General features: G+C 63.7%; 18 protein-coding genes and 1 tRNA gene. 6 read left to right on the top strand and 13 right to left on the bottom strand.

Annotated elements, in window-relative coordinates; genetic code table 11:
• Positions 1-3 precede the first annotated feature (3 nt).
• From esaR to def, 8 genes are all read right to left on the bottom strand, one after another.
• Positions 4-693: a response regulator transcription factor EsaR gene (esaR, locus tag AB3X95_RS26560; protein WP_176367365.1), complete on the bottom strand. Its 690-nt coding sequence runs from the start codon at positions 691-693 to the stop codon at positions 4-6.
• A complete protein-coding gene (locus AB3X95_RS26555) occupies positions 694-3,120 on the bottom strand; it encodes a PAS domain-containing sensor histidine kinase (RefSeq protein ID WP_176122361.1) in 2,427 nt (808 codons plus the stop codon).
• Complete coding sequence (locus tag AB3X95_RS26550; RefSeq protein WP_176109835.1) at positions 3,110-3,709, bottom strand: DUF4390 domain-containing protein; 600 nt, start codon at positions 3,707-3,709, stop codon at positions 3,110-3,112. The genes AB3X95_RS26555 and AB3X95_RS26550 overlap by 11 nt, the downstream gene beginning before the upstream one ends.
• Positions 3,706-5,145 carry a 16S rRNA (cytosine(967)-C(5))-methyltransferase RsmB gene (rsmB, locus tag AB3X95_RS26545; protein ID WP_176122363.1) on the bottom strand — a complete coding sequence of 480 codons (1,440 nt, stop codon included), beginning with the start codon at positions 5,143-5,145 and terminating at the stop codon, positions 3,706-3,708. The genes AB3X95_RS26550 and rsmB overlap by 4 nt, the downstream gene beginning before the upstream one ends.
• A 198-nt stretch (positions 5,146-5,343) precedes the next feature.
• The gene (gene htpX / locus AB3X95_RS26540) at positions 5,344-6,201 is read right to left on the bottom strand and encodes a zinc metalloprotease HtpX (RefSeq protein ID WP_013088049.1); all 858 of its coding nucleotides are present in this window, start codon (positions 6,199-6,201) and stop codon (positions 5,344-5,346) included.
• Between the two features lie 105 nt (positions 6,202-6,306).
• On the bottom strand, positions 6,307-6,948 hold the full coding sequence (locus AB3X95_RS26535) for a LysE family translocator (RefSeq protein ID WP_176367364.1): 642 nt from the start codon (positions 6,946-6,948) through the stop codon (positions 6,307-6,309).
• Positions 6,949-7,064: 116 nt separating this feature from the next.
• Positions 7,065-8,060, bottom strand: a complete 996-nt coding sequence (fmt, locus tag AB3X95_RS26530) for a methionyl-tRNA formyltransferase (RefSeq protein WP_368622966.1) — start codon at positions 8,058-8,060, stop codon at positions 7,065-7,067.
• A 29-nt stretch (positions 8,061-8,089) separates the two neighbouring features.
• Positions 8,090-8,593: a peptide deformylase gene (gene def, locus AB3X95_RS26525; protein ID WP_176122366.1), complete on the bottom strand. Its 504-nt coding sequence runs from the start codon at positions 8,591-8,593 to the stop codon at positions 8,090-8,092.
• A gap of 278 nt (positions 8,594-8,871) precedes the next feature.
• Between def and dprA the strand changes: the two genes are divergently transcribed.
• The 3 genes from dprA to AB3X95_RS26510 all read left to right on the top strand — a co-directional run bounded on the left by dprA (position 8,872) and on the right by AB3X95_RS26510 (position 13,557).
• Positions 8,872-10,101 carry a DNA-processing protein DprA gene (gene dprA, locus AB3X95_RS26520; protein WP_176367362.1) on the top strand — a complete coding sequence of 410 codons (1,230 nt, stop codon included), beginning with the start codon at positions 8,872-8,874 and terminating at the stop codon, positions 10,099-10,101.
• Positions 10,102-10,202: 101 nt separating this feature from the next.
• Complete coding sequence (locus AB3X95_RS26515; protein WP_176122368.1) at positions 10,203-10,580, top strand: thioredoxin family protein; 378 nt, start codon at positions 10,203-10,205, stop codon at positions 10,578-10,580.
• Positions 10,581-10,890: 310 nt separating this feature from the next.
• Positions 10,891-13,557: a DNA topoisomerase III gene (locus AB3X95_RS26510; protein WP_176122369.1), complete on the top strand. Its 2,667-nt coding sequence runs from the start codon at positions 10,891-10,893 to the stop codon at positions 13,555-13,557.
• 195 nt (positions 13,558-13,752) lie between these two features.
• On the opposite strand, the gene AB3X95_RS26505 is transcribed toward AB3X95_RS26510, so the two are convergent.
• Together AB3X95_RS26505 and AB3X95_RS26500 are read right to left on the bottom strand one after the other, a co-directional pair.
• Positions 13,753-14,859, bottom strand: coding sequence for a LysR family transcriptional regulator (locus tag AB3X95_RS26505; protein WP_176109843.1), 1,107 nt, complete (start codon positions 14,857-14,859; stop codon positions 13,753-13,755).
• 338 nt (positions 14,860-15,197) lie between these two features.
• Positions 15,198-17,054, bottom strand: a complete 1,857-nt coding sequence (locus AB3X95_RS26500) for a phosphoenolpyruvate carboxykinase (GTP) (RefSeq protein ID WP_368622965.1) — start codon at positions 17,052-17,054, stop codon at positions 15,198-15,200.
• Between the two features lie 386 nt (positions 17,055-17,440).
• Here AB3X95_RS26500 and AB3X95_RS26495 point away from each other — a divergent pair, with 386 nt between their 5' ends.
• Positions 17,441-18,454 (top strand): D-2-hydroxyacid dehydrogenase family protein, encoded by a 1,014-nt coding sequence (locus AB3X95_RS26495; RefSeq protein WP_368622964.1) that lies wholly within the window; start codon positions 17,441-17,443, stop codon positions 18,452-18,454.
• A gap of 58 nt (positions 18,455-18,512) precedes the next feature.
• Here AB3X95_RS26495 and AB3X95_RS26490 read toward each other — a convergent pair whose 3' ends face one another.
• Positions 18,513-19,391, bottom strand: coding sequence for a patatin-like phospholipase family protein (locus tag AB3X95_RS26490; RefSeq protein WP_018436957.1), 879 nt, complete (start codon positions 19,389-19,391; stop codon positions 18,513-18,515).
• A 70-nt stretch (positions 19,392-19,461) separates the two neighbouring features.
• On the bottom strand, positions 19,462-19,866 hold the full coding sequence (locus tag AB3X95_RS26485) for a PaaI family thioesterase (RefSeq protein WP_368622963.1): 405 nt from the start codon (positions 19,864-19,866) through the stop codon (positions 19,462-19,464).
• Between the two features lie 200 nt (positions 19,867-20,066).
• On the opposite strand from AB3X95_RS26485, the gene AB3X95_RS26480 reads away from it, so the two are divergent.
• Positions 20,067-20,142, top strand: a tRNA-Lys gene (locus AB3X95_RS26480).
• Between the two features lie 156 nt (positions 20,143-20,298).
• Positions 20,299-20,472, top strand: a complete 174-nt coding sequence (traT, locus tag AB3X95_RS26475) for a complement resistance protein TraT (RefSeq protein ID WP_368622962.1) — start codon at positions 20,299-20,301, stop codon at positions 20,470-20,472.
• A 111-nt stretch (positions 20,473-20,583) separates the two neighbouring features.
• Here traT and AB3X95_RS26470 read toward each other — a convergent pair whose 3' ends face one another.
• Positions 20,584-22,101, bottom strand: coding sequence for a diguanylate cyclase (locus tag AB3X95_RS26470; protein ID WP_368622961.1), 1,518 nt, complete (start codon positions 22,099-22,101; stop codon positions 20,584-20,586).

Here is a 22,101-nt window from a genome sequence, read left to right as displayed (position 1 = left end):
CGCTTACTCGCCCTTGTTCTTGCCGAGATCGACGCCGAGTTGCTTCAGCTTGCGATAAAGATGCGTGCGCTCCAAACCGGTTTTCTCCGCGACGCGCGTCATGCTGCCGTTCTCGCGCGCGAGGTGATATTCGAAGTACGCGCGCTCGAACGCGTCGCGCGCATCGCGCAGCGGAATGTCGAACGAGATGGACGCGGTTTGCGCGGCGAGCGCACCGCCGCTGACGCCATCGGCCGAAAGCATCGGCAACGCGGCCGCCGACGCGACCGACGATGCGCTGACCGGCAACGCCGGCTTCGCGGCCACACCGCCAGGCACGGCCGCCGAGTTGCCGCGCGCAAGTCCCTGCTCGACCGCCTTCAGCAGCTTCTGCAACGCGATCGGCTTTTCGAGGAAGTTGAGCGCGCCGATTTTGGTGGCCTCGACCGCGGTGTCGATCGTCGCGTGACCGGACATCATGATGACGGGCATCGTCAATTGACCTTGCGCGGCCCATTCCTTGAGCAGCGTTACGCCGTCGGTGTCCGGCATCCAGATGTCGAGCAGCACGAGGTCCGGCGCCTGACGCAGCCGGAACTCGCGCGCCTCCTGCGCGTTTTCAGCGGCCTCCACGACGTGTCCCTCGTCGCTGAGGATCTCCGAGAGCAGTTCCCGGATGCCCATTTCATCATCTACCACCAGGATGGTTGCCATTTACGCTGCCCTTGTCTGCACTGTTGCTTTTGTCGTTCCCTGCGACGCGCCACCATGCGCCAGATGCGCACCCGAACCAGGTGCACCTGGCTGCGCGGGCTCGTCCGCCAGTTGAAGGAAGAGAATCGAAATCTGCGCGCCTTCGATCACGTCGCCAGCCTTCATGCGATTGCGAATGTCGATGCGCGCGCCATGTTCGTCGACGATCTTCTTGACCATCGCAAGTCCCAGACCCGTACCTTTGGCCTTGGTCGTCACATACGGCTCGAACGCGCGCGTGAGGATACGCGCGGGGAAGCCCGGTCCGTTATCCGACACGGTCAGACGTACCGCGACGCGCGCTTTGCCTTGCACGTCGGGGTCTCCGTATTCTACTGTCCTCGTCTCGAGCAAAACACGCGGATGCGCGACTTCCGCGACCGCGTCCTGCGCGTTCTGCAGCAGGTTGTGGATCACCTGACGCAATTGCGTCGCGTCGCCGCGTATTGCCGGCAAGGCCGCAAGCTCGACCTGGATCACGCCCTTGCCTTCCTCGATACCGTACAGCGTGAGCACCTCGCTGACCAGATCGTTCAATTGCAGATGCGCGAGGACCGCGGGCGGTGTGCGCGCGTAGTCGCGGAAATCGTCGACCATCTGCTTCATCGCCGCAACCTGATTGACGATCGTCGTCGCACCGCGCTTCAGCACGTCCGCATCCGACGGCGCGAGCTTGTCGGCGAGCTTCATCTGCAAACGCTCGGCCGACAGTTGAATCGGCGTGAGCGGATTCTTGATCTCGTGCGCGAGGCGCCGTGCGACTTCGCCCCATGCAATCGACCGCTGTGCGGAAATCACGTCGGAGATGTCGTCGAACACGACCACGTAGCCCGAGGTCTGGATGTCTTCGGCATCGCGCTCGTTCGCCGCGACGAGCCGTGCGCCGCGCACGAGCAACGTCAGCGGCTCGGTCTCGCCGGGAACCGGCACCGAGAACTGCTGCTGCCAATGGCCGTTGTCGTCATGGCCGTCTTCGCTCGCCGCTTCGCGATCGGCGAATGCCTTGCGCACCATCGCGCCGAATTCGCCGAGCACGCCGATCTGATCGAGCGACGAACCGAGCACCGTCTGGAACGGCTGACGGAAAATCCGCTCGGCGCCGCGATTCGCGGTGGTCAGCCGGAACTGCCGGTCGAATACGAACACGCCCGCGGTCAGGTTCGCGAGGATGCTCTCGAGATACGCCTTCGAATGCTCGAGCGCGATACGATTTTTCTCGACGGCCCCGCGCGCTTCCGCCAATTGCCGCGTCATCGCGTTGAACGACTGAGTCAGGAAGCCCAGTTCGTCGCGCGATTTGATCTCGCGCTTCGGCGTGTAGTCGCCCTCGGTGATTTCCTTCGTGCCCTGCGCGAGCAGAAACAGCGGCCGCGCGAGCTGATTGCCGAGCGCGAGCGCGAGCATCATCGCGATGAAGGTCGCGAGAAACAGCGACAGCGTCAGCGTGCCGATGTACATCTTGCGCAGGCCGGTGCGGCCGAGCGCCTTCTCCTGATACTCGCGATATGCGCGCTGCACCGCGTCGGCATTGCGCGCGAGTGTCGTCGAAACTGGCTGCGTCAGTTGCAGGAAGCGCTCGGCGGGCTGCAATAGCGATGCGTTCGCATCGGGAATACGCTGCACCACGCGCAGACGCAGCGCGCCCTTGCCGCCCTGCGCGTGCGCATCGCCGTCCACCTCGCCTTCGATCGCCGCATAGCCGTGGCCTCGCGCCTGCTCGATCATCAACGGTGTCGGCAGATCGTTCGGCAGCAGCATCGCGTAATTGCTGGACGCTTGCGCGACCACGTGCATGTCCGGCGTCGCGCCCGACATGCTGCGGGTCGGCTCGACGATCGTCGCGTCCTGCACGCCGAACTGGTCGCGCAGACGCAGCAACGTCAGCGTGGTGCCGGCCGCATCCGCGCTCGCGATCTGCTCGGACATCAGACGCGCCTTCGTCTGCAAATCCGACAGCGACGCGTCGAGCATGCCGCGCCCGAGATTGAGGCCGGACGCTAGCGCGGTTTCGACGTTCACGTCGAACCATGACTCGATGCTGCGCGACACGAACTGGTACGACACGATGTAGATTATGCCGCCCGGCACCACGCCGACCAGCGCCATGAAGAACGCGAGCTTCGCGAGCAGCCGTGTGCCGAATTTGCCCGTGCGTAAGCGCACGACGATGATGACGACGAGCGTCGCCACCACCAGCAGAAAGATCATCGCGACCGCGACGTTGGCCGCGTACAGCCACTGGTAATAGCGGTCGAAGAATTCGGTGTTCGCGCTCGCGGCGGCCAGCAATACGAGCAGCAGCACGGCCGTGACCGCGACCGTCGACACCAGCACGCGCACGACGATGCTGCTGACACTGGTGGAAGATGAGCGCACTTTATTTAGCACGATCGGCCGCCGTGAAAGTGAAGCGCTTCCAATCGGAGGCGAGGTTCCAGTCGCGGTTGTTCACCGCGTCGATCTGGAACGGCTTGGGCATCAGCCCGATGTCGAGTTGCATGCGCACCGACGCGTTATAGGTTTCGCCGACACGCACCTCATTGCGGTCGATCACGTGCCACGACGTCACGTGTTTGATCACAGCGAGCGCATCCTTCAGCGTGGAAAAGCCGAGCTGCAAGCCGCCCGACTGCACGCTCGACACGCGATATTCGCGCGTGAGCGGCTGGAACGACAGCCGCAAGCTTTGCGACACGCTGACCGGCTGCTCGTCGAACCAGTACCAGCGCGGCCGGCTCAATTCGAAATCGGTCGTGAAATAAAGCGGAATGCCCTTGTTGACCGCGTCTTCGAGATTGCTGTTCAGCTCGAATTCGAAATGCGCATCGAGACTCCAGCCGCCGTTGTCGGCCTGCAGCGACGCCCGCTGCACCGCGATCGAGTCAGCGTGCGCCGCGCCCGGCGCTGCAAGCCAGACGGCCAGCGCGATCCAGAGCACGGCAGCGAGCCGAAGCGGGAAGAAGCGTTTTATGGTCACCGTTTCTGAAAGCGCGCGTAGAAAAATCCGTCGTGGTCTGAGTTCGTGCCGGCGCTGAATTCAGCGGGTCGTCCAGCATGAGAACCGGCCGATGAGTCGGCGGGCGCGCGAGCAACTGAGGGTAAAAGCTGCCCCGGCGCGTCCAATCGTACCGCATCCTGATGCTGGTTTCCAAACCACTGAGCCTGCAACTCGCCTTCTTCGGGGAAGACCGAACAGGTAACGTAAAGCAACTCGCCGCCGGGTTTCACGAGCGGCCACAGCGCGTCGAGAATGCGGCGCTGTTCGGCGACGAGCGCGGCGATATCCGACTGGCGACGCAGCCAGCGGATATCCGGATGACGCCGCACGATGCCCGACGCAGAGCATGGCACGTCGGCGAGGATGCGGTCGAACGGTTGGTCAAGATCGTCGTGCCACTGCGCAGGGTTGCCCGCGTCGCCGATGCGCACTTCCGCTTCGAGCTTCAGACGCCGCAGGTTTTCGCCGATGCGGCGCGCGCGCGACGCATCGCTTTCGAGCGCAACGAGTTGAATGTTGGCGAGTTCGAGCAGATGGCCGGTCTTGCCGCCAGGGGCCGCGCATGCGTCGAGCACGCGCATGCCGTCACGCACGCCGAGCAGTTGCGCGGCGAGTTGCGCGCCTGCATCTTGTACAGACACCACCCCTTCGCTGAAGCCCGGAATGCGCTCGACCGGCATTGGCATAGCGAGCGTGACCGCGTGCTCGCCGGCCTTGCTTGCGGCGATCTGCTGGCGTTGCAGCTCTTGCAGATAGGCGTCGACCGTCGAATGGCGCGCGTTCACGCGCAACGTCAGCGGACCTTGCGTGTTGCCGACGGCCAGCACCGATTGCCACGCCTCGGGCCATGCGCGCTTCACCGCGTCGATCCACCAGGCCGGATAGTTCCAGCGCGCGGCTTCGTCGGCTTGCACGGCGGCGAGCAACGTGTCGCGCTCGCGCAAGAAGTTACGCAGCACCGCGTTGACGAGCCCCTTCGCGAACCCGAACTCGCGGCGCGCGCCGATCGCCCTGACCGCCTGGTCGACGACCGTAAACGGCGTGTAAGCGGCGCTCGCTTCGTCGTCGACGAGCAGTGCGAGCGCGCACGCAAGCACATGCGCGACGTGCGGCGGTGGCGCTTTCTTCACGAGCTTCCCAATCAGCCACTCGGCGGTCGCGAGACGGCGCATCGTGCGATAGGCGATGTCCTGCACCGCGCCGCGCGCCGCTGCGGCGTTGCCCTCGGGCATCGACACGAACACGCTTTGCAGCGCTGCGGGCAAGGCCGCGCCGAGACGCACGGCGCCGACGGCCTGAGCCGCGCAGTCGAGCGCGAACCCGAGCGATTCGGGCGCCAGATGCAGCGCCGACAAACGGGATTCGCGCGAGCGCGCCGACGAGGAAGCAGAACGCGAAGAAGGCTTTGAAGTCATGAAGGGAGCAAGGGCCAGCCGCACGGTGCGCGCGGCGCAATCAGCGCACATTGTAGCGTGGCGCCGGTGGGGCGCCGCCGTGCGGGGGCGGCGGCACACGCTGTCGCGCGGTTGCGACGAACGGTGCAAAAAAAAAAGCGGGCCTCGCGGGCCCGCTCTTCAGTACTTCAGGATCGACGCGCCGAACGACGCGGCGGCTCAGTCGAAGCGCCCGGTGCGCGCCATTTCCATCAGACGCGCGATGCGTTCTTCGGTCGCAGGGTGTGTCGAGAACAGGTTCGCGATACCGCCGCCCGAGAGCGGATTCATGATCATCATCTGCGCGGTGGCCGGATGCGCCTCGGCCGTCGGGAACGGAATGCCGCTCGCATAGCGATGGATCTTGTCGAGCGCCGACGCCAAGGCCTGAGGGTCGCCCGAAATCTGCGCGCCGCCACGGTCGGCTTCGAATTCGCGCGCACGCGAAATCGCCATCTGGATCAGCGCGCCCGCAATCGGCGCGAGCAGCGCAACCGCGATGCTCGCGATCGGGTTCGCGGGACGCCCGTTTTCGTCGCGGCCGCCGAAGAACATCGCGAAGTTCGCCAACGCGGAAATCGCGCCGGCCATGGTCGCAGAAATCGTCGAGATCAGAATGTCGCGGTGCTTCACGTGCGAAAGTTCGTGCGCCATCACGCCGCGCATTTCGCGCTCGGACAGCACGCGCAGAATGCCGGTGGTCGCCGCGACCGCCGCGTGCTCCGGATTGCGGCCGGTGGCGAATGCGTTTGGCGCGTCTTCGTTGATCAGGTAGACGCGCGGCATCGGCAGGTTCGCGCGCGTGGCGAGATCGCGCACCATCCGATAGAACTGCGGCGCACTGTTTTCGTCGACTTCCTGCGCGTTGTACATGCGCAGGACCATCTTGTCGGAGAACCAGTACGAAAAGAAATTCATCCCAAGGGCGATCACGAGCGCGAGCATCATGCCGCGCGACCCGCCGATCATCCCGCCGATCACGATGAAAAGGGCCGTAATCGCGGCCATCAACATCGCGGTTTTCACCCAATTGAACATGTCTGCAACTCCTTGCCCCGAGCGTGGCCTTCGTCTCCGTGCCGCGCGATTGCGGCGCCAGATTGTAAGCGAAACGTTAGATATGGGTGATGCGGGAAAATTCAATCATCGCGAGGCGGTCGCGAGTTTGATGCCGAGGCCCACGAACGCGCTGCCGACGCCGCGATCGAGCCAACGCTTGACCGTCGGCTTGCCCGAGAAACGCTGCGTGACGCTGCCCGCGATCCACGCGACGAAGCTGTTCCAGACCATGCTCATCAGCACGAAGACCGCGCCGAGCGCCAGAAACGCGAAGGTCTTGTGTTCGCTGCCCGTCGCGACGAACTGCGGGAAGAACGACACGAAGAACAGCACGACCTTCGGGTTCAGCACATTGGTCCAGAAGCCTTGCAGGAACAACTGCCGCAGCGACTTCGGCGTGGACGGCGCACGCGCGTCGCCGGCAGGGGCAACCGCGGCCGGCTTCGTGAAGATCAGGCGCACACCCAGATAGATCAGATAAATCGCGCCGACGAATTTGACGATGGTGAACGCGGTGGCAGACGCGGCCAGTAGCGCGGTCAGGCCGAACGCGCAGGCCAGCGAGTGAATGCAGCAGCCCGCCGAAATGCCGAGCGCCGACATCAGCCCCGCGCCGCGGCCCTGGGCGACGCTGCGCCCGACGATATAAGCGGTATCCGGCCCCGGCGTGATGTTCAGGAGAAAAACCGCGACGATGAAAAACTCGAAATGGACGATGCCGAACATGTGATGAACCCTCGAAAACCTAGTCTGCTGCATGGAGGATTCTAACGCGCGGCGGGCTCGCGGCGCGCGCAGGGAACGCCGGCGGAATCGACGATGCTCCGGGGCGCGCGCCGCGCTTATTGCGCCTCGGGAAGCTCGAAGCGCTGGCCTGCGGCGAACGGCGAACCGGCAAGGAATTCGCGCACCGGCAGGCGCTTGCCACCGGGCTTCTGCAATTGCGTCAGACGCAGTGCGCCTTCGCCGCAAGCGACCAGCACGCCGTCGGGAGAAACCTCGGTGATGGTGCCTGGCGTCTTGTCGTTGCCGGAGGTCGGCGAGGCCACGGCGGTGGCGGCCCAGATCTTGACGGTGCTGCCGTCGGCGAGCGTGCCGGCGCCGCCGGGGAACGGATCGAACGCGCGCACCTGGCGCGCAAGCGCCTCGGCCGGGCGGCGCCAGTCGAGCGCCGCTTCGTGCTTGGCGATTTTCTCGGCGTAGGTTACGCCGTCGGCCGGTTGCGGGGTCGAGGCCAGCTTGCCGCTGCGCTCGAGCTCGATCAGGGCATCGACGATCAGTTGCGCGCCGTGCTCGGCGAGGCGGTCGTGCAGCGTGGCGGTGGTGTCGTCGGCGGAGATCGGGGTCCGGACTTCGGAGATCATCGCGCCGGTGTCGAGGCCGGCGTCCATCTGCATCAGCGTGATGCCGGTTTGCGCGTCGCCCGCTTCGATTGCGCGATGAATCGGCGCCGCGCCGCGCCAGCGCGGCAGCAGCGACGCGTGAATGTTGATGCAGCCGAAGCGCGGAATGTCGAGCACTTCCTGCGGCAGGATCAACCCGTAGGCGGCGACCACCATCACGTCGTGCGGCGTCGCGCGCAGTTGCTCGATGCCGGCGGCGGCTTCCTCGGGGTACTTGCCGACGCGGCGCAGCGACGTGGGCTGCGCGACTGCGAGGCCATGCTCCTGTGCGTAGCGCTTGACCGGGCTCGCCTGCAGCTTCATGCCGCGTCCCGCGGGCCGGTCCGGCTGCGTCAAGACGAGCGGCACGGCAAACCCGGCGCGATGAATCGCGGCCAGCGCGGCCGCGGCGAATTCCGGCGTACCGGCAAAGATGACGCGCAACGAATGAGTCATGAATGAGCGGCGGGCAAGTTGAAAGCGCGTTACATCGCGTGGGCGAGCTTCTTCATCTTGCTCTTGATGCGCGTTTGCTTCAGCGGCGACAGATATTCGACGAACACGCGGCCCATCAGGTGATCCATCTCGTGCTGGATGCACACGGCGAGGAGGCCCTCGCAATCGAGCTCGAACGTTTCGCCCTTCTCGTTGAGCGCACGCACGCGCACTTTCTCGGCACGCTCGACGTTGTCGTAGATCCCGGGCACCGACAGGCAGCCCTCTTCCGACAACTTCCTCTCATCGCTCGACCAGATGATTTCCGGGTTGATGAACGCGAGCAATTCGTCGTGCGTTTCCGACACGTCGATCACGATCACGCGTTCGTGCACGTCCACCTGGGTGGCGGCGAGGCCGACGCCGGGCGCCGCGTACATCGTTTCGGCCATGTCGGCGACGAGGCGGCGGATACGGTCGTTGACCTCCTCGACTGGCTTCGCCACCTTGTGCAGCCGTTTGTCGGGGTAATTGAGGATATTCAGTAAAGCCATGATTTCGAGTGTGATTTCAGACGCCGCTAACCATTGGAGGCTCGCGTTGGCCATTCGGCCAGGTTGTCAGCCCGTCGTAATACGCAGAGGATAGATGGTGTCGAACCAGTTCGATTCAACGCGCCTCGCGCGCCCGACGACGAACCCGCGCGCTCACGCGCGGCGCCGCGGTATTCGCGGCTCATTGCCGTTCTATTGCAGCACGGTTTTATTTCGGATCATGAAAATTTTAGCATGGCGCCCGCCTGCCCGCAGGCCTCGCCAGAGGAGCGACCCACATGCACACCTTGCCCGCAACCCGTATCGAACTGGCCGCCTGGCTACGGTTGTCGCTTGCACCGGGCCTCAGACCCGCGGCGTTGCGCCTGTTGCTAGCCGCATTCGGACTGCCTGAAGCGCTGTTTGCGCAGTCGCCGGATGCGCTCGCCGAGGTCGCCGGTGAGCCCGCGGCGCGCGCGGTGCTGGCGCCGCCGGGACCAGCGTTCGACGGCCAGCTCGAGGTGGTGCTCGCATGGCGCGAGCAGCCGGGCAACCAGATCGTCACGCTCGACGACCCCGCCTACCCGCCCGCGCTGCTGACGATGCCCGATCCGCCGCCGCTTCTATATATAAAGGGCCGGCTCGATCTGCTGCATACGCGCGCGGTCGCGCTGGTGGGCAGCCGCAGCGCGACGCCGCAGGGCATCGAGGATGCGCGGCGGTTCGCGCGAGCGCTGTCGGCAGCGGGCGTGACGGTCGTCTCGGGGCTCGCGCTCGGCATCGACGGCGCCGCGCATCGGGGCGGGCTCGAAGGTGTCGGCGGGACGGTCGCGGTGATCGGCACCGGCGCGGACCTCGTATATCCGGCCGCGCATCATGCGCTCGCGGGGCAGATCGGGACGCAGGGCGCAATTCTGTCGGAGTGGCCGCTCGGCACGCCCGCGCGCGCCGCCAACTTCCCACAGCGCAACCGGCTGATCGCCGGGCTGGTCAGCGGAGTCGTGATCGTCGAGGCGGCTATGCGCTCCGGTTCGCTGATTACCGCGCGGCTCGCCAACGAGATGGGGCGCGACGTGTTCGCGTTGCCAGGATCGATTTACGCGCCGTTGTCGCGCGGCTGTCATCGGATGATCAAGCAGGGCGCGCGGCTCGTGGAAACACCGGACGAGGTGCTGGAAGAGCTGGGTTTTGTCCGACGGACGGCGAACCACGCGGGACGCGCAGCGAAACAGGCCGCTCCGCTGGATCAGGCGCGTTTGCGCGTTTCGTCGGGCGGGACCGCTTTGCGAGCTGCGAGCGCCGCCTTCGCCGATACACGGCCGATCGGGCCGGCCCCACAGCCGGCACTCGCCCCCGACTCCCAACGTCTGCTCGCCGCGCTCGGCCACTCACCGACCACGCTTGAAATTCTGGCCGCTCGCACCGAGATGGAGGACGCGGCCCTGCACGCCGCCCTGCTCCGGCTCGAACTCGCCGGCGAGGTTACGCTGCTGCCCGGCGGCCGCTTCATGCGAGCCCATCATGACTGAGCCGAGACTGACCGGCATCAACGCAGATTGGCAACTCTTCGCGACCGGCCATGCTACATTCGCGCCAAAGCACCCGACAAAGCACACAAGGAAATCACTTCATGCCCGCGCTGAACCTCGACACCGACCAGGACCGGATCGCCGAGCGCGTCAACGACCCCGACACTCTGTTCGTTGCATGCCTGTGCGCGGAGTGGTGCGGAACGTGTCGCGAGTACCGGGACGCCTTCAACCAGCTGGCCGAGCGGCACCCGGAAATCTGCTTCGCATGGATCGACATCGAAACTCACGCGGATCGGTTCGACGATCTGGACGTCGAGAATTTCCCGACCGTCCTGATCGAAGACTCGGTGACGACACGGTTTTTCGGTACGGTTTTGCCACAGGTGTCGATCGTCGAGCGGATGCTGTCGGATCTGACCGCACTGCCCGGCGTGACCGGTGCGCCGAAGCTGCGGCCTGCGCTGGCGGTCGCCTGAAGGCGGCTTCGCGCGCCGCACGGCCAAACGGAAAGCCTCGCGAAGCGCGGCTTGCGGCACGGGCCGTCGCCGACCATTTCTGGGACAGCATCGCCGCTGGCATCGCTGTCCGCACGCGGCGTTTGCCGCAGTTGATCAACCGCCGGACGCCCAATTATGATGGCGCGCTTTTATCGTACTTGACCCGTTGGGTTCGCGCCTTGTGCTATAAAGCGGTCGTTATTGGGTCGAAAGAGGTCTCAAGCGAGCGTCGCGCGCCATGTTGGCGCTCAAGGCCACCAACCCGGATCTACCAACCTCACATCGAGTCATGTCCAAAGCACTGATCATCGCCGAAAAGCCTTCTGTCGCGAACGACATCGCGCGCGCTTTGGGCGGCTTTACCAAGCATGACGAGTACTACGAAAGCGACGACTACGTTCTTTCGTCGGCAGTGGGCCATCTGCTGGAAATCGCCGCACCCGACGAATACGAAGTCAAGCGCGGCAAGTGGAGCTTTGCCAACCTACCCGTCATTCCTCCGCATTTCGATCTGAATCCGATCGCGAAGAGCGAGTCGCGCCTGAAGGTGCTGACCAAGCTGATGAAGCGCAAGGATATCGACCGTCTGATCAACGCATGCGACGCGGGGCGCGAGGGCGAGCTGATTTTCCGCCTGATCGCGCAGCACGCGAAAGCCAAACAGCCGGTGCAACGGCTGTGGCTGCAGTCGATGACGGCCGGCTCGATCCGCGAGGGTTTCGCACGCCTGCGCAGCGACGAAGAGATGCAGCCGCTCGCCGACGCGGCGCGCTGCCGCTCGGAAGCGGACTGGCTCGTCGGCATCAACGGCACGCGCGCGATGACCGCGTTCAACAGCAAGGGCGGCGGCTTCTTTCTGACCACGGTCGGTCGCGTGCAGACGCCGACGCTGTCGATCGTCGTCGAACGCGAAGAGAAGATTCGACGCTTCGTGCCGCGCGACTACTGGGAAGTGAAGGCGGAGTTCGTCTGCGCGGCCGGCTTTTATGAAGGCCGCTGGTTCGACCCGAAATTCAAGCGCGACGAGTTCGATCCGGAAAAGCGCGATTCGCGCCTCTGGTCGCTGCCCGCGGCCGAGACGATCGTCGCGGCCTGCCGTGGCCAGATGGGCGTGGTGACCGAGGAGTCGAAACCATCGACCCAGCTGTCGCCTGCCCTTTTCGACCTGACCAGCCTGCAGCGTGAAGCCAACGGCCGCTTCGGCTTTTCGGCGAAGAATACGCTGGGCCTCGCTCAGGCGCTGTACGAAAAGCACAAGGTGCTGACCTATCCGCGAACCGACGCGCGCGCACTGCCGGAAGACTATCTGGACACGGTCAAGCAGACGCTCGGCATGCTCAAGGAGAGCAACAACTACCTGCCGTTCGCGAAACAGGTGCTCGACAAGGGCTGGGTGAAGCCGAACAAGCGCATCTTCGACAATTCGAAGATCAGCGACCACTTCGCCATCATCCCGACGCTGCAGGCGCCGAAGAATCTGTCCGAGCCGGAACAGAAGCTCTACGACCTCGTCGTCAAACGCTTCCTCGCGGTGTTCTTCCCGGCCGCCGAATACCGTGTGACGACGCGCATCACCGAGGTGGTCGGCCATTACTTCAAGACCGAAGGCAAGGTGCTCGTCGAGCCGGGCTGGCTGCAGGTCTACGGCCGCGAAACCAGCGGCGAAGATGCGAACCTCGTGCCGGTGCAGAAGGACGAAAAGGTTAAGACCGACAAGATCGCCGCACAGCAACTGGTCACGAAACCGCCCGCACGCTACAACGAAGCGACGCTGCTGTCGGCGATGGAAGGCGCGGGCAAGCTGGTCGAAGACGACGAATTGCGCGAAGCGATGGCGGCCAAGGGGCTCGGCACGCCGGCGACGCGCGCGGCAATCATCGAAGGTCTGCTGACCGAAAAGTACCTGATCCGCGAAGGCCGCGATCTGATTCCGGCCGCCAAGGCCTTCCAGCTGATGACGCTGCTGCGCGGCCTCGGCGTGAAGGAGCTGACCGCGCCCGAACTGACCGGCGAATGGGAATACAAACTGTCGCAGATGGAGCGCGGCAACCTGCCGCGCGACGCGTTCATGCAGGAAATCGCGCGCATGACGCAAACCATCGTCAAACGCGCGAAGGAATACGATTCGGATACGATCCCGGGTGATTACGCGACGTTGCAGACACCTTGCCCGAATTGCGGTGGCCAGGTGAAGGAAAATTACCGGCGCTTCGCGTGCTCGAAGTGCGAATTCTCGATCTCGAAGATCCCGGGTGGCCGTCAGTTCGAGATCGCCGAAGTCGAAGAACTGCTGCAGAACAAGACGATCGGACCGCTGTCTGGCTTCCGCAGCAAGATGGGGCGGCCGTTCTCGGCGATCCTGAAACTGTCGCTCGACGACGAGATCAAGAATTACAAGCTCGAGTTCGACTTCGGCCAGGACGCTGCCGGCGAAGACGGCGAACCGCCTGACTTCTCCGATCAGCAGCCGGTCGGCGCGTGTCCGAAGTGTCAGGGCCGCGTGTTCGAGCACGGCATGAGCTACGTCTGCGAAAACTCGGTCGCGAGTCCGAAGACATGCGACTTCCGCTCCGGCAAGGTCATCCTGCAGCAGGAAATCGCCCGCGAGCAGATGGCCAAGCTGCTCGAGGAAGGGCGCACCGATCTGCTGACGAACTTCAAGTCGTCGCGTACCGGCCGAAACTTCAAGGCGTTCCTCGTCAAGCAGAACGACGGCAAGATCGGCTTTGAATTCGAGAAGAAGGAGCCGGCGGCGGCGAAGACCGCGGCAGCGAAGACTTCAGGTGCTCGTTCGGCCGCGAAGGCGATGCCGGAAGCGGACGAAGGCGATACCGCGGTGGCAGTGAAGGCCGAGCCGGCGGAAAAGAAGGTGGCGGCGAAGAAGGCGCCCGCCGCCAAGACCGCGGCGGCCAAGAAGGCACCGGCGAAAAAGACCGCGGCGCGAAAAATCGGCTAATTAGGCGGGATTCGGATCGGCGGCTCGCGGGGGTAGAAGGAATGGCTACATTCCGCCGCCGCGATCGGCGATCCGTGCATAGCCCGCGCTTTGCTCCGCATCCGCATCTGCCGATAGAAAAAGGCGCAGTCACTTCAGGTGACTGCGCCTTTTTATTGTCCGCCCGCATCGCTGCGGGCTTAGACATTCAGCGATTTAGAGCGGCGACAACGCCGTCGGACGGCTGCTGCGGTTGGACGACTTCGTCATCGGCTTCGGCACGGCAGGCGCCAGCTCGCTATCGAGCAGCCGCGAAAGCGGCTCCGCGCCATCGAACGCTTCGGGGGCGCGGGACTCGGCAGTTTCGAACGCGGCCGACGTCGCCGGGCGCTCCAAACCGTCCTTGATCCACTGTTCGCCGAGCACGCTGTTCGGCGTCTGGCTGAAGTGCTCGACCAGATGATCGATGAACGTGCGCACCTTGGCCGGCAGGTGACGGCGGCTCGGGTACGCAATGTTGATCTCGACCTGCGGCAAGCGGTAATCGCCGAGCAAACGCACGAGCCGGCCACGCGTCATGTCGCGACCGATCAGATAGCTCGGCAGAATCGCGATGCCCATGCCCAGCAGCGCAAACTGCCGCAGCATCTCAGTGTTGTTGGCGACGATCACGTTCGACGGCCGCACGCGCACTTCGCCTTCCGGCCCCGTGAACACGCGTTCATCGCCCCAGTATTCGGACGGCAAGCTCAGGCACGGGTGTTCGAGCAGATGCTCGGGACGCGTCGGCGTGCCATGCTTTTCCAGATAAGCCGGCGTCGCGCAGACGGTCATACAGCCGGTGGTCAAACGCCGCGTGACGATGCTCGCGCTGCGCATTTGCCGCGCGATCACGACGCCGACGTCGAAACCTTCCTCGACCAGATCGACCTGACGATCGACCAGCGTGACGTCGGGAATGACTTTCGGATAGCGCTCCGCATAGGTTTGCAGCACGGGCGCGAGGTTATGCAGCCCGAACACGACGGGCGCCACGATGCGCAGGGTGCCGACGGGTTCGTGATTGCGAGCGACCACCATCTGTTCGACGTCTTCCAGTTCGTCGAGAATTTGACGGGCCCGCTCGAGATAGACCTGACCGGATTCGGTCAGCGACAAGCTGCGTGTCGTGCGATTGAGCAGCCGCGTACCAAGACGGCCTTCGAGGTCGGCAACATGACGGGTGGCAACCGCATTGGAAATATCCATCGCGCTCGCGGCGCGGGCAAAACTGCCGAGATCCGCCACCTTGACGAAAACTCGCATCGACTGCAAATGATCCATGACAACTCCCTGCCTTGTTACTGCTTCCTGACAATAGGTGAAAACCAGTGAAGCGAACTTGGAATTCTCCTACGACTCGCAATATCGTGCAGAAGTTGCCCGCAAAACAGGAAATATTGTCGATTTTGGTACGACTGTGTCGATAAAACCGGGTCCGACCAGCGATTGTTCCCAAATCTAAAACAATCTGCTGCGCTGCAGCTTGCACTGTCTTTTTTGTCCGAACAGATGCAACGGTCGCCCCGGTGTTGCGGAAATCGAAAGGATTGGCACAAACCCGGCCCCAAAGAAAAAGCCGCCCGAGGGCGGCTTTTCAAGCTGAGTGGGCACTCACATAGTCAAGCAGTGAGCTTTTCCTCTAGCGCCCGCTTAGCTTCGGATAGCGCCGGCGGCAGACCGTGTTGCAGTGTGTCAAACAGCTTTGTGTGCAACACGAGCTCGTCGCGCCATGCAGCGGCGTCGACGGAAATCACCTGCTCGAACTGCTCGCGGGTGAAGTTCAGACCGCTCCAGTCGATGTCCGCATAGTGCGGCGAAATGCCGAACGCATGCTCTTCGCCCTGCGCGGTGCCTTCGATGCGACCGACCATCCAGCTCAGCACGCGCATGTTCTCGCCAAAGCCGGGCCACACGAACTTGCCGTCCGGACCCTTGCGGAACCAGTTGACGCAGAAGATTTTCGGCAGCTTCGCGCTCAGCTGCTGCAAACGCTCGCCGGTCTTCAGCCAATGGCTGAAATAGTCGCTCATGTTGTAGCCGCAGAACGGCAGCATCGCGAACGGATCCCGGCGCACCACGCCCTGCTGGCCAGCGGCCGCGGCGGTGGTTTCGGAGCCCATCGTCGCTGCCATGTAGACGCCCTCGACCCAGTTGCGCGCTTCGGTCACGAGCGGCACGGTGGTCGAGCGACGGCCGCCGAAGATGAACGCGTCGATGGCGACGCCCGCCGGATTCTCCCAGTCCGCGTCGATCGATGGGCACTGCGAAGCCGGCGCCGTGAAGCGCGCGTTCGGATGCGCCGCCTTGCGGCCGGTTTCCTTTGCGTCGGCCGGCGTCCAGTCCTTACCCTGCCAGTCGATCAGGTGCGCCGGCGGCTCGTCGGTCATGCCTTCCCACCACACGTCGCCGTCGTCGGTCAGCGCGACGTTCGTGAAGATCACGTTTTCCTTCAAGGTGGCGAGCGCGTTGAAGTTGGTTTTTTCACTCGTGCCCGGCGCAACGCCGAAGTAGCCGGCTTCCGGATTGATCGCGTACAGGCGGCCGTCCTTGCCCGGCTTGATCCACGCGATATCGTCGCCGATCGTCGAGATTTTCCAGCCGTTCAGGCCGGCCGGCGGAATCAGCATCGCAAAGTTGGTCTTGCCGCACGCCGACGGGAACGCCGCCGCCACGTGATGCTTGCGCCCTTCCGGCGAGGTGACGCCGAGGATCAGCATGTGTTCGGCGAGCCAGCCCTCGTCCCGGCCCATCGTCGATGCAATGCGCAGCGCGAAGCACTTCTTGCCCAGCAGCGCGTTGCCGCCATAGCCCGAGCCAAAGCTCCAGATTTCGCGCGATTCGGGGAAATGCACGATGTACTTGGTCTTGTTGCAAGGCCACGACACGTCCTGCTCGCCCGCCGCGAGCGGTGCGCCGACCGAATGCACGCACGGCACGAACGGGCCGTCCTCGCCGAGCACGTCGTACACCTTGCGGCCCATGCGCGTCATGATGCGCATGTTGGTCACGACGTACGGGCTGTCGCTCAACTCGACGCCGATGTGCGCGATCGGCGAGCCGAGCGGGCCCATCGAGAACGGCACCACGTACATCGTGCGGCCGCGCATCGCGCCGTCGAACAGGCCGTCGAGCGTCGCGCGCATTTCGGCCGGAGCGATCCAGTTGTTGGTCGGGCCGGCGTCCTCGGCGCGCTGCGAGCAGATGAAGGTACGGTCTTCCACGCGCGCGACGTCGGACGGATCGGACGAGGCGAGATAGGAATTGGGACGCTTGGCGGGGTTGAGTTTCTTCAGGGTTCCTGCTTCGACCATCTGCGCGCACAGGCGGTCATATTCTTCCTGCGAGCCGTCGCACCAGACCACTTGTGCGGGCTTGGTCAGCGCTGCGACGCGCTGGACCCAGTCGATCAGCTTTCGGTGTTTGACCCATGTGGGCGCCTCGATAGTGGGCGGCCCTTCGAACGAGGGAAGATTCATCGACTTGTCTCCGTTTGAAGCAAAGAAAAAACGGTACAAGCCCTGGGACGCTGCATGCGAGAGGCATTGAATTCATCACGCCGACGTGCCAATTTCCGACTGCAGGCGCATGACTGCGCAGATCGTCCTGGGCCACACAGCTTGCCAGGCGGAGGCCCGCGTCTACAAGGCTTCTGCAACCTTGTGTAAAGCGGCTTGCCTCAACACGCAACAAACTGCTAAAAACGTTCTCAATTCGCCTTCAAGTAGCGCTGCCGTTCTTTTTTGGTGCGGCAACTTCTACGGTAGGGCATCTAGCCAGACCAGCGTGTGACCTAAGTCACATGCTGGGACAGTCAGCATAACATTCGGTTCGCACCACCCGGGTGCGCCGCAAATTACATACCATGAAGATTGCCATCCTCGACGATTACCAGGACGCCGTTCGGAAGCTCGACTGCTTTCAATTGCTGGCCGACCAGGAAGTCAAAGTATTCAACAATACCGTGCGCGGTCTCGGACAACTTGCGAGCCGTCTTGCGGAAGTCGACGCCCTCGTCCTGATCCGCGAACGTACCCGCATCACGTCGCAACTGCTCGACAAGCTGCCGCGTTTGCGGATGATCAGTCAGACCGGCAAAGTGGCGAGCCACATCGATCTGGCGGCCTGTACCGAGCGCGGCATTGCCGTGCTCGAGGGCAGCGGTTCGCCGGTCGCGCCGGCCGAACTGACGTGGGCACTCATCATGGCCGCCCAACGTCGTATTCCGCAATACGTGGCAAACCTTAAGCAGGGCGCCTGGCAGCAGTCGGGGCTGAAGACGTCGGCGCTGCCGCCGAACTTCGGTTTGGGGCAAGTGCTGCGCGGCCAGACGCTGGGGATTTGGGGCTACGGCAAGATCGGCCGGCTGGTCGCCGGCTACGGCAAGGCGTTCGGCATGAATGTGCTGATCTGGGGCCGCGAGCATTCGCGCGAAACCGCTCGCGCCGATGGCTACGGCGTCGCGGCGAGTCGTGAGGAACTGTTCGAGACCAGCGATGTGTTGTCGCTGCATCTGCGTCTGCACGACGACACGCGTGGCATCGTCAAACAGGACGATCTGATGCGCATGAAGCCGACCGCGCTGCTCGTGAACACGAGCCGCGCCGAGCTGCTCGAAGAGAATGCGCTGGTGAACGCGCTGTCGCACAACCGCCCGGGGATGGTCGCGATCGACGTCTACGAAAGCGAGCCGATCCTGCAGGGCTACAGCCTGCTGCGCATGGAAAACGTGATCTGCACGCCGCACATCGGCTACGTGGAGCGCGAGAGCTACGAGCTATATTTTTCGGCGGCGTTCAAGAACATCCTCGCTTTCGATGCCGGCGATACCGCCAGTGTCGCGAATCCGGAGGCACTGCAGGGCGGGCGTCGGCGGTGATGGGTGGGCGAGGTGGCCGGCGGGTCAGGTGTGTCCCGCCCCGCCCTACCGCATTTACTCACCGCGCTTCGTGCGCTCCCGCCTCCATCAATGCGGGGATGCGTTCAAGAAAGACCTCGCCGTCGGCACGGCCAAGGTTATAGGCGTGCACCATCTGCGATGGACTCGTGTAATCCCAACTCGAAATCGGCACCTTGCGCGACGGCTGCACGTAAAGCCGTTGCTGCACGCCGTGCGGCACGACAAACATCTGCGGCCGCGGATAAAGACGCGTGACCATCACGAGCACGTTGCCGGGCGTGTCGGCATCTAGTGCGCCGACCGGCACGTTATCGACCATGCCGCCGTCCAGCACCGGCCGGCCGTTGCGCCGCAGAACCGGCGTGAACGGCGGTGTACTCGACGATTGCAGGATCAGGTCTGCCAACTCGTCGACGCTCGCGCAATCCTGCGCGCGCACGAATTCAGGATGAAAGCCGAGCGTCCGACCAAGCGTCGGATGCAGCGTCTTGCGCACGTATTTTTCGATGTTGTACGCGACCAGCCCCGCCGCGACCGCGCTTCGCGCGCCGAGCCAGCGCGGCAGATGCGACACGCCGATGCGGATTTCCGGCGCCTGTGCGAGCCTCGAAAACTTGTCGCCATAGATATCGAGCAGCGCCTGCCGGTAGATCCGGTAATGCGGGAACACCGACTCGCCGCGCAGCAGGTTGCCCCAGTAGGCGTTGCGCGTGTTGTGGCGCAGCGCGTCCTCGTAATAACGCATGACCCAGTCGGAATCACCGCGCGTGTAAATCATGCACGCAGTTGCGGCGCCGGCCGAAATGCCGGTGATCACGCGCGGACGGATGTCGAGCCGCGGCTGCACGACGTCCCAGAAACCCGCCTGCCACCAGCAGCGGTTGCCGCCACCGGCGAAAACGACCTGATCGAACATGCTGCTTTTCCTTGCTTTGCTTTGCTCTTGCTACGGTGGATTGTGTGGCCGGCTCGGGTCCGTCGGGCGTTCACTCGAGCAACGCGTAGGTCGTGGTGGCATGAACGGCCATGTTGCCGCCTTCGTCGAACAGTTCGACTTCGCCGAACACGAGATTGCGGCCCATGCGCAGCACGCGCGCCTTGATCAGCACATCGCCCTTGCGGACCGCGCGCATGAAGTTGATGTTCAGCGACACCGTGCTCATCGGCTTGAAGCCGCCAAGCGCGGCGGTGATGGCGACGACCATCGCCGTATCCGCGGCCGCCATGAACACCTGGCCACTGATCATGCCGCCCGAGTGACGCCAATCGCCAGAGAACGGCAGACGCAGCGTGGCGCTCTCCTCGTCGACCTTGACCGGCGTCAGCGTGAGCGCCCGGACCCATGGCGCGAGAACTCGGTCGAGCAACTGGGTAATCTCTTTGTCATCCATGGCAATCCCGGTCGAAAGCCGCGATGCTGCACGCAGCGTAGTGTCCGCGACATGATACCGGCCGCGTTGGACGCGACGATGTTTTCTGGACGGCGGCTTTGTCGAGGGAACGCTCAAGTTCGGGCGATGCGATTTTTTTAATAAAACGGCGAATAGGGCTTGGCAATCTCGAAAAGATCCTGCATAATTTCGCTTCTGTTGGGGCGTTAGCTCAGTTGGTAGAGCAGCGGACTCTTAATCCGTAGGTCGAGTGTTCGAGTCACTCACGCCCCACCACCAGATTCAAGCAAAAAGCCCGGTCACTGCGACCGGGCTTTTTGCGTTCTGGGCGCGGTTATATCGACCATTCTCTACTCATTTCGCATAATTTCTCTACTTTCCCTCAAGTTTCTCAAACAGCAGCCGACATTCACATGCCCTTCCTTTCCTCACATGAATGGAGGGGCGAGTATCAACAAAGAAATAAATTCAAATGATTGGCCAGCGTGCAGCAGAACGTATCAGACTCGCATCTTGAGCGTCGCCAACAAAGTGAATCTCGAGTTCGCTGAAGCCGCGCCGCCGCTGCGTAGTGGGCTGGTGCGCGTGATCGCTGGCCCGTTCTAAGCCGTCGACCGCTAGCGTCAGTTAGCACGACGCGGAAATTTAAAGAGGGTTGCACGCGAAAGCGACGCAACCCTTTTTCATTTCCGACGCAAAACCATCACGAGCGACCGATCACCCAACTCTCATCTGCGCGACCATATTCCGGCCACCGGCCTTTGCCGTATACAACGCCTCATCGGCAGCGCGAACGACGGCTCCGACATCCGTCACCCGATCCGGACGAGACGTGGTCGCGCCGATGCTGACCGTCACTCGCCCAAACTCGCAGCCCTCGTGCGCGATGCCCAGTTCGCCGATCGCCGCGCGGATTTTCTCGCCGACCACCCCGGCGCCGCTCACGTCGGTATCCGGCAGCACCACGACGAACTCCTCGCCGCCGTATCTGCCGACGCAATCGCCCGGCCGCTGGATCACTCCGCGGATGCAGCGCGCGACCGCGGTCAGTGCGACGTCGCCGGCCTGGTGACCATACGTATCGTTGTAGGCTTTGAAGTGATCGATATCGACAAATAGCAGCGACAACACGCTGTCGGTGCGGCGCGCGCGCAGCCATTCGCGATCGAGCGTTTCGCACAGTGCGCGGCGATTGGGCAAGCCGGTGAGCCCGTCCGTGCCGGCAAGCCGTGCGAGTTCGTGCTCAACCTGCTGTCGTCGCCGCAACTCGGCGCCGAGCCACGCCGCCAGCACGATCACGCCGATCCCCAGGATCAGCATCAGCGAACCGATCGTCAGCGCGCGCTTCCACCAGCCCGCGTAGATATCGGCAGTCGAATCGGCGACCAGCACGATCAGCGGCAATTGTGGAATCCGTCTGAACGAGTAGAGGCGCTCGACGCCATCGAGCGGCGAAGACGCGATAAAGCTGCGCTCGTCTTTCGCAAGCAGCCGCTGGAAGAGCTCCGTCTTGCTGATATCGGTGCCGGTTACGTTTCGATCGTCGGGCCGTCGCACGATGATCGTGCCGTCCGTTCTGACGATCGACACCGAGCCGTGCTGCCCTATCCTCAGATCCGCGAACAGGCTGGCGAAATACTCCTGATCGATACCGAGCGCGACGATTCCCGCAAACGATCCATCCGGCCGCGACAGTCGCCGGCTCAGCGCGATGCTGCGCGAACCGGGTCTGAGTCTCGAGTTATACGGCGCGCTGACATAGAGTCCGAAATTCGGATCTTCGCGTTGAATCCTGAAGTACTGGCGGTCAGAGAGGTTTCCCCTGCGCGGCACGTCGTTTTCCGAATCGATCACGACGTTGCCCACAGCGTCGAGCACCACCATCGCGCCGACGTATTGCCCGGTCGCCGCGCGATCGAACAGGATCTCGCGCCACAACCGCGGCGAATCGAGCACGCCCGGACGGCCGAGGCCCTCGGCGACTGCCTGCAGCGACAGCGAGTACAACTCGAAATTGCGCGCGATGTCGCGCTGGGTGATCGTCGCGACATCGCGCGTTGAATCCAGTGCACGCGCGATCGCATCTTCGCGGCTCTGATACAGCGTGTAGCCGCACAGCGCGAGCATTGCCAGCACCACGCCGCATCCGGCGTAGATAACGCCATCGCGCGGCACCCGCCATCCGCGCGCCCGTGCGATCAGCAGGCGAAACCGGCCCTTTCTTCTGTGGATCAT

Origin of the sequence: Paraburkholderia sp. BR13444 (assembly GCF_040948755.1) — a bacterium.
Classification (GTDB): Bacteria; Pseudomonadota; Gammaproteobacteria; order Burkholderiales; family Burkholderiaceae; genus Paraburkholderia; species Paraburkholderia youngii.
This window is presented reverse-complemented; position numbering and strand designations above follow the sequence as displayed.

Bases quoted from the DNA above. Each gene is read 5' to 3' on its own strand.
- AB3X95_RS26470 (WP_368622961.1), bottom strand. From the start codon at position 22,101: ATGATCCACAGAAGAAAGGGCCGGTTTCGCCTGCTGATCGCACGGGCG.
- AB3X95_RS26500 (WP_368622965.1), bottom strand. From the start codon at position 17,054: ATGAATCTTCCCTCGTTCGAAGGGCCGCCCACTATCGAGGCGCCCACA.
- AB3X95_RS26510 (WP_176122369.1), top strand. From the start codon at position 10,891: ATGTCCAAAGCACTGATCATCGCCGAAAAGCCTTCTGTCGCGAACGAC.
- htpX (WP_013088049.1), bottom strand. From the start codon at position 6,201: ATGTTCAATTGGGTGAAAACCGCGATGTTGATGGCCGCGATTACGGCC.
- esaR (WP_176367365.1), bottom strand. From the start codon at position 693: ATGGCAACCATCCTGGTGGTAGATGATGAAATGGGCATCCGGGAACTG.
- dprA (WP_176367362.1), top strand. From the start codon at position 8,872: ATGCACACCTTGCCCGCAACCCGTATCGAACTGGCCGCCTGGCTACGG.
- traT (WP_368622962.1), top strand. From the start codon at position 20,299: ATGAATGGAGGGGCGAGTATCAACAAAGAAATAAATTCAAATGATTGG.
- AB3X95_RS26535 (WP_176367364.1), bottom strand. From the start codon at position 6,948: ATGTTCGGCATCGTCCATTTCGAGTTTTTCATCGTCGCGGTTTTTCTC.
- def (WP_176122366.1), bottom strand. From the start codon at position 8,593: ATGGCTTTACTGAATATCCTCAATTACCCCGACAAACGGCTGCACAAG.
- AB3X95_RS26505 (WP_176109843.1), bottom strand. From the start codon at position 14,859: ATGGATCATTTGCAGTCGATGCGAGTTTTCGTCAAGGTGGCGGATCTC.
- AB3X95_RS26490 (WP_018436957.1), bottom strand. From the start codon at position 19,391: ATGTTCGATCAGGTCGTTTTCGCCGGTGGCGGCAACCGCTGCTGGTGG.
- rsmB (WP_176122363.1), bottom strand. From the start codon at position 5,145: ATGACTTCAAAGCCTTCTTCGCGTTCTGCTTCCTCGTCGGCGCGCTCG.
- AB3X95_RS26495 (WP_368622964.1), top strand. From the start codon at position 17,441: ATGAAGATTGCCATCCTCGACGATTACCAGGACGCCGTTCGGAAGCTC.
- AB3X95_RS26485 (WP_368622963.1), bottom strand. From the start codon at position 19,866: ATGGATGACAAAGAGATTACCCAGTTGCTCGACCGAGTTCTCGCGCCA.
- fmt (WP_368622966.1), bottom strand. From the start codon at position 8,060: ATGACTCATTCGTTGCGCGTCATCTTTGCCGGTACGCCGGAATTCGCC.
- AB3X95_RS26515 (WP_176122368.1), top strand. From the start codon at position 10,203: ATGCCCGCGCTGAACCTCGACACCGACCAGGACCGGATCGCCGAGCGC.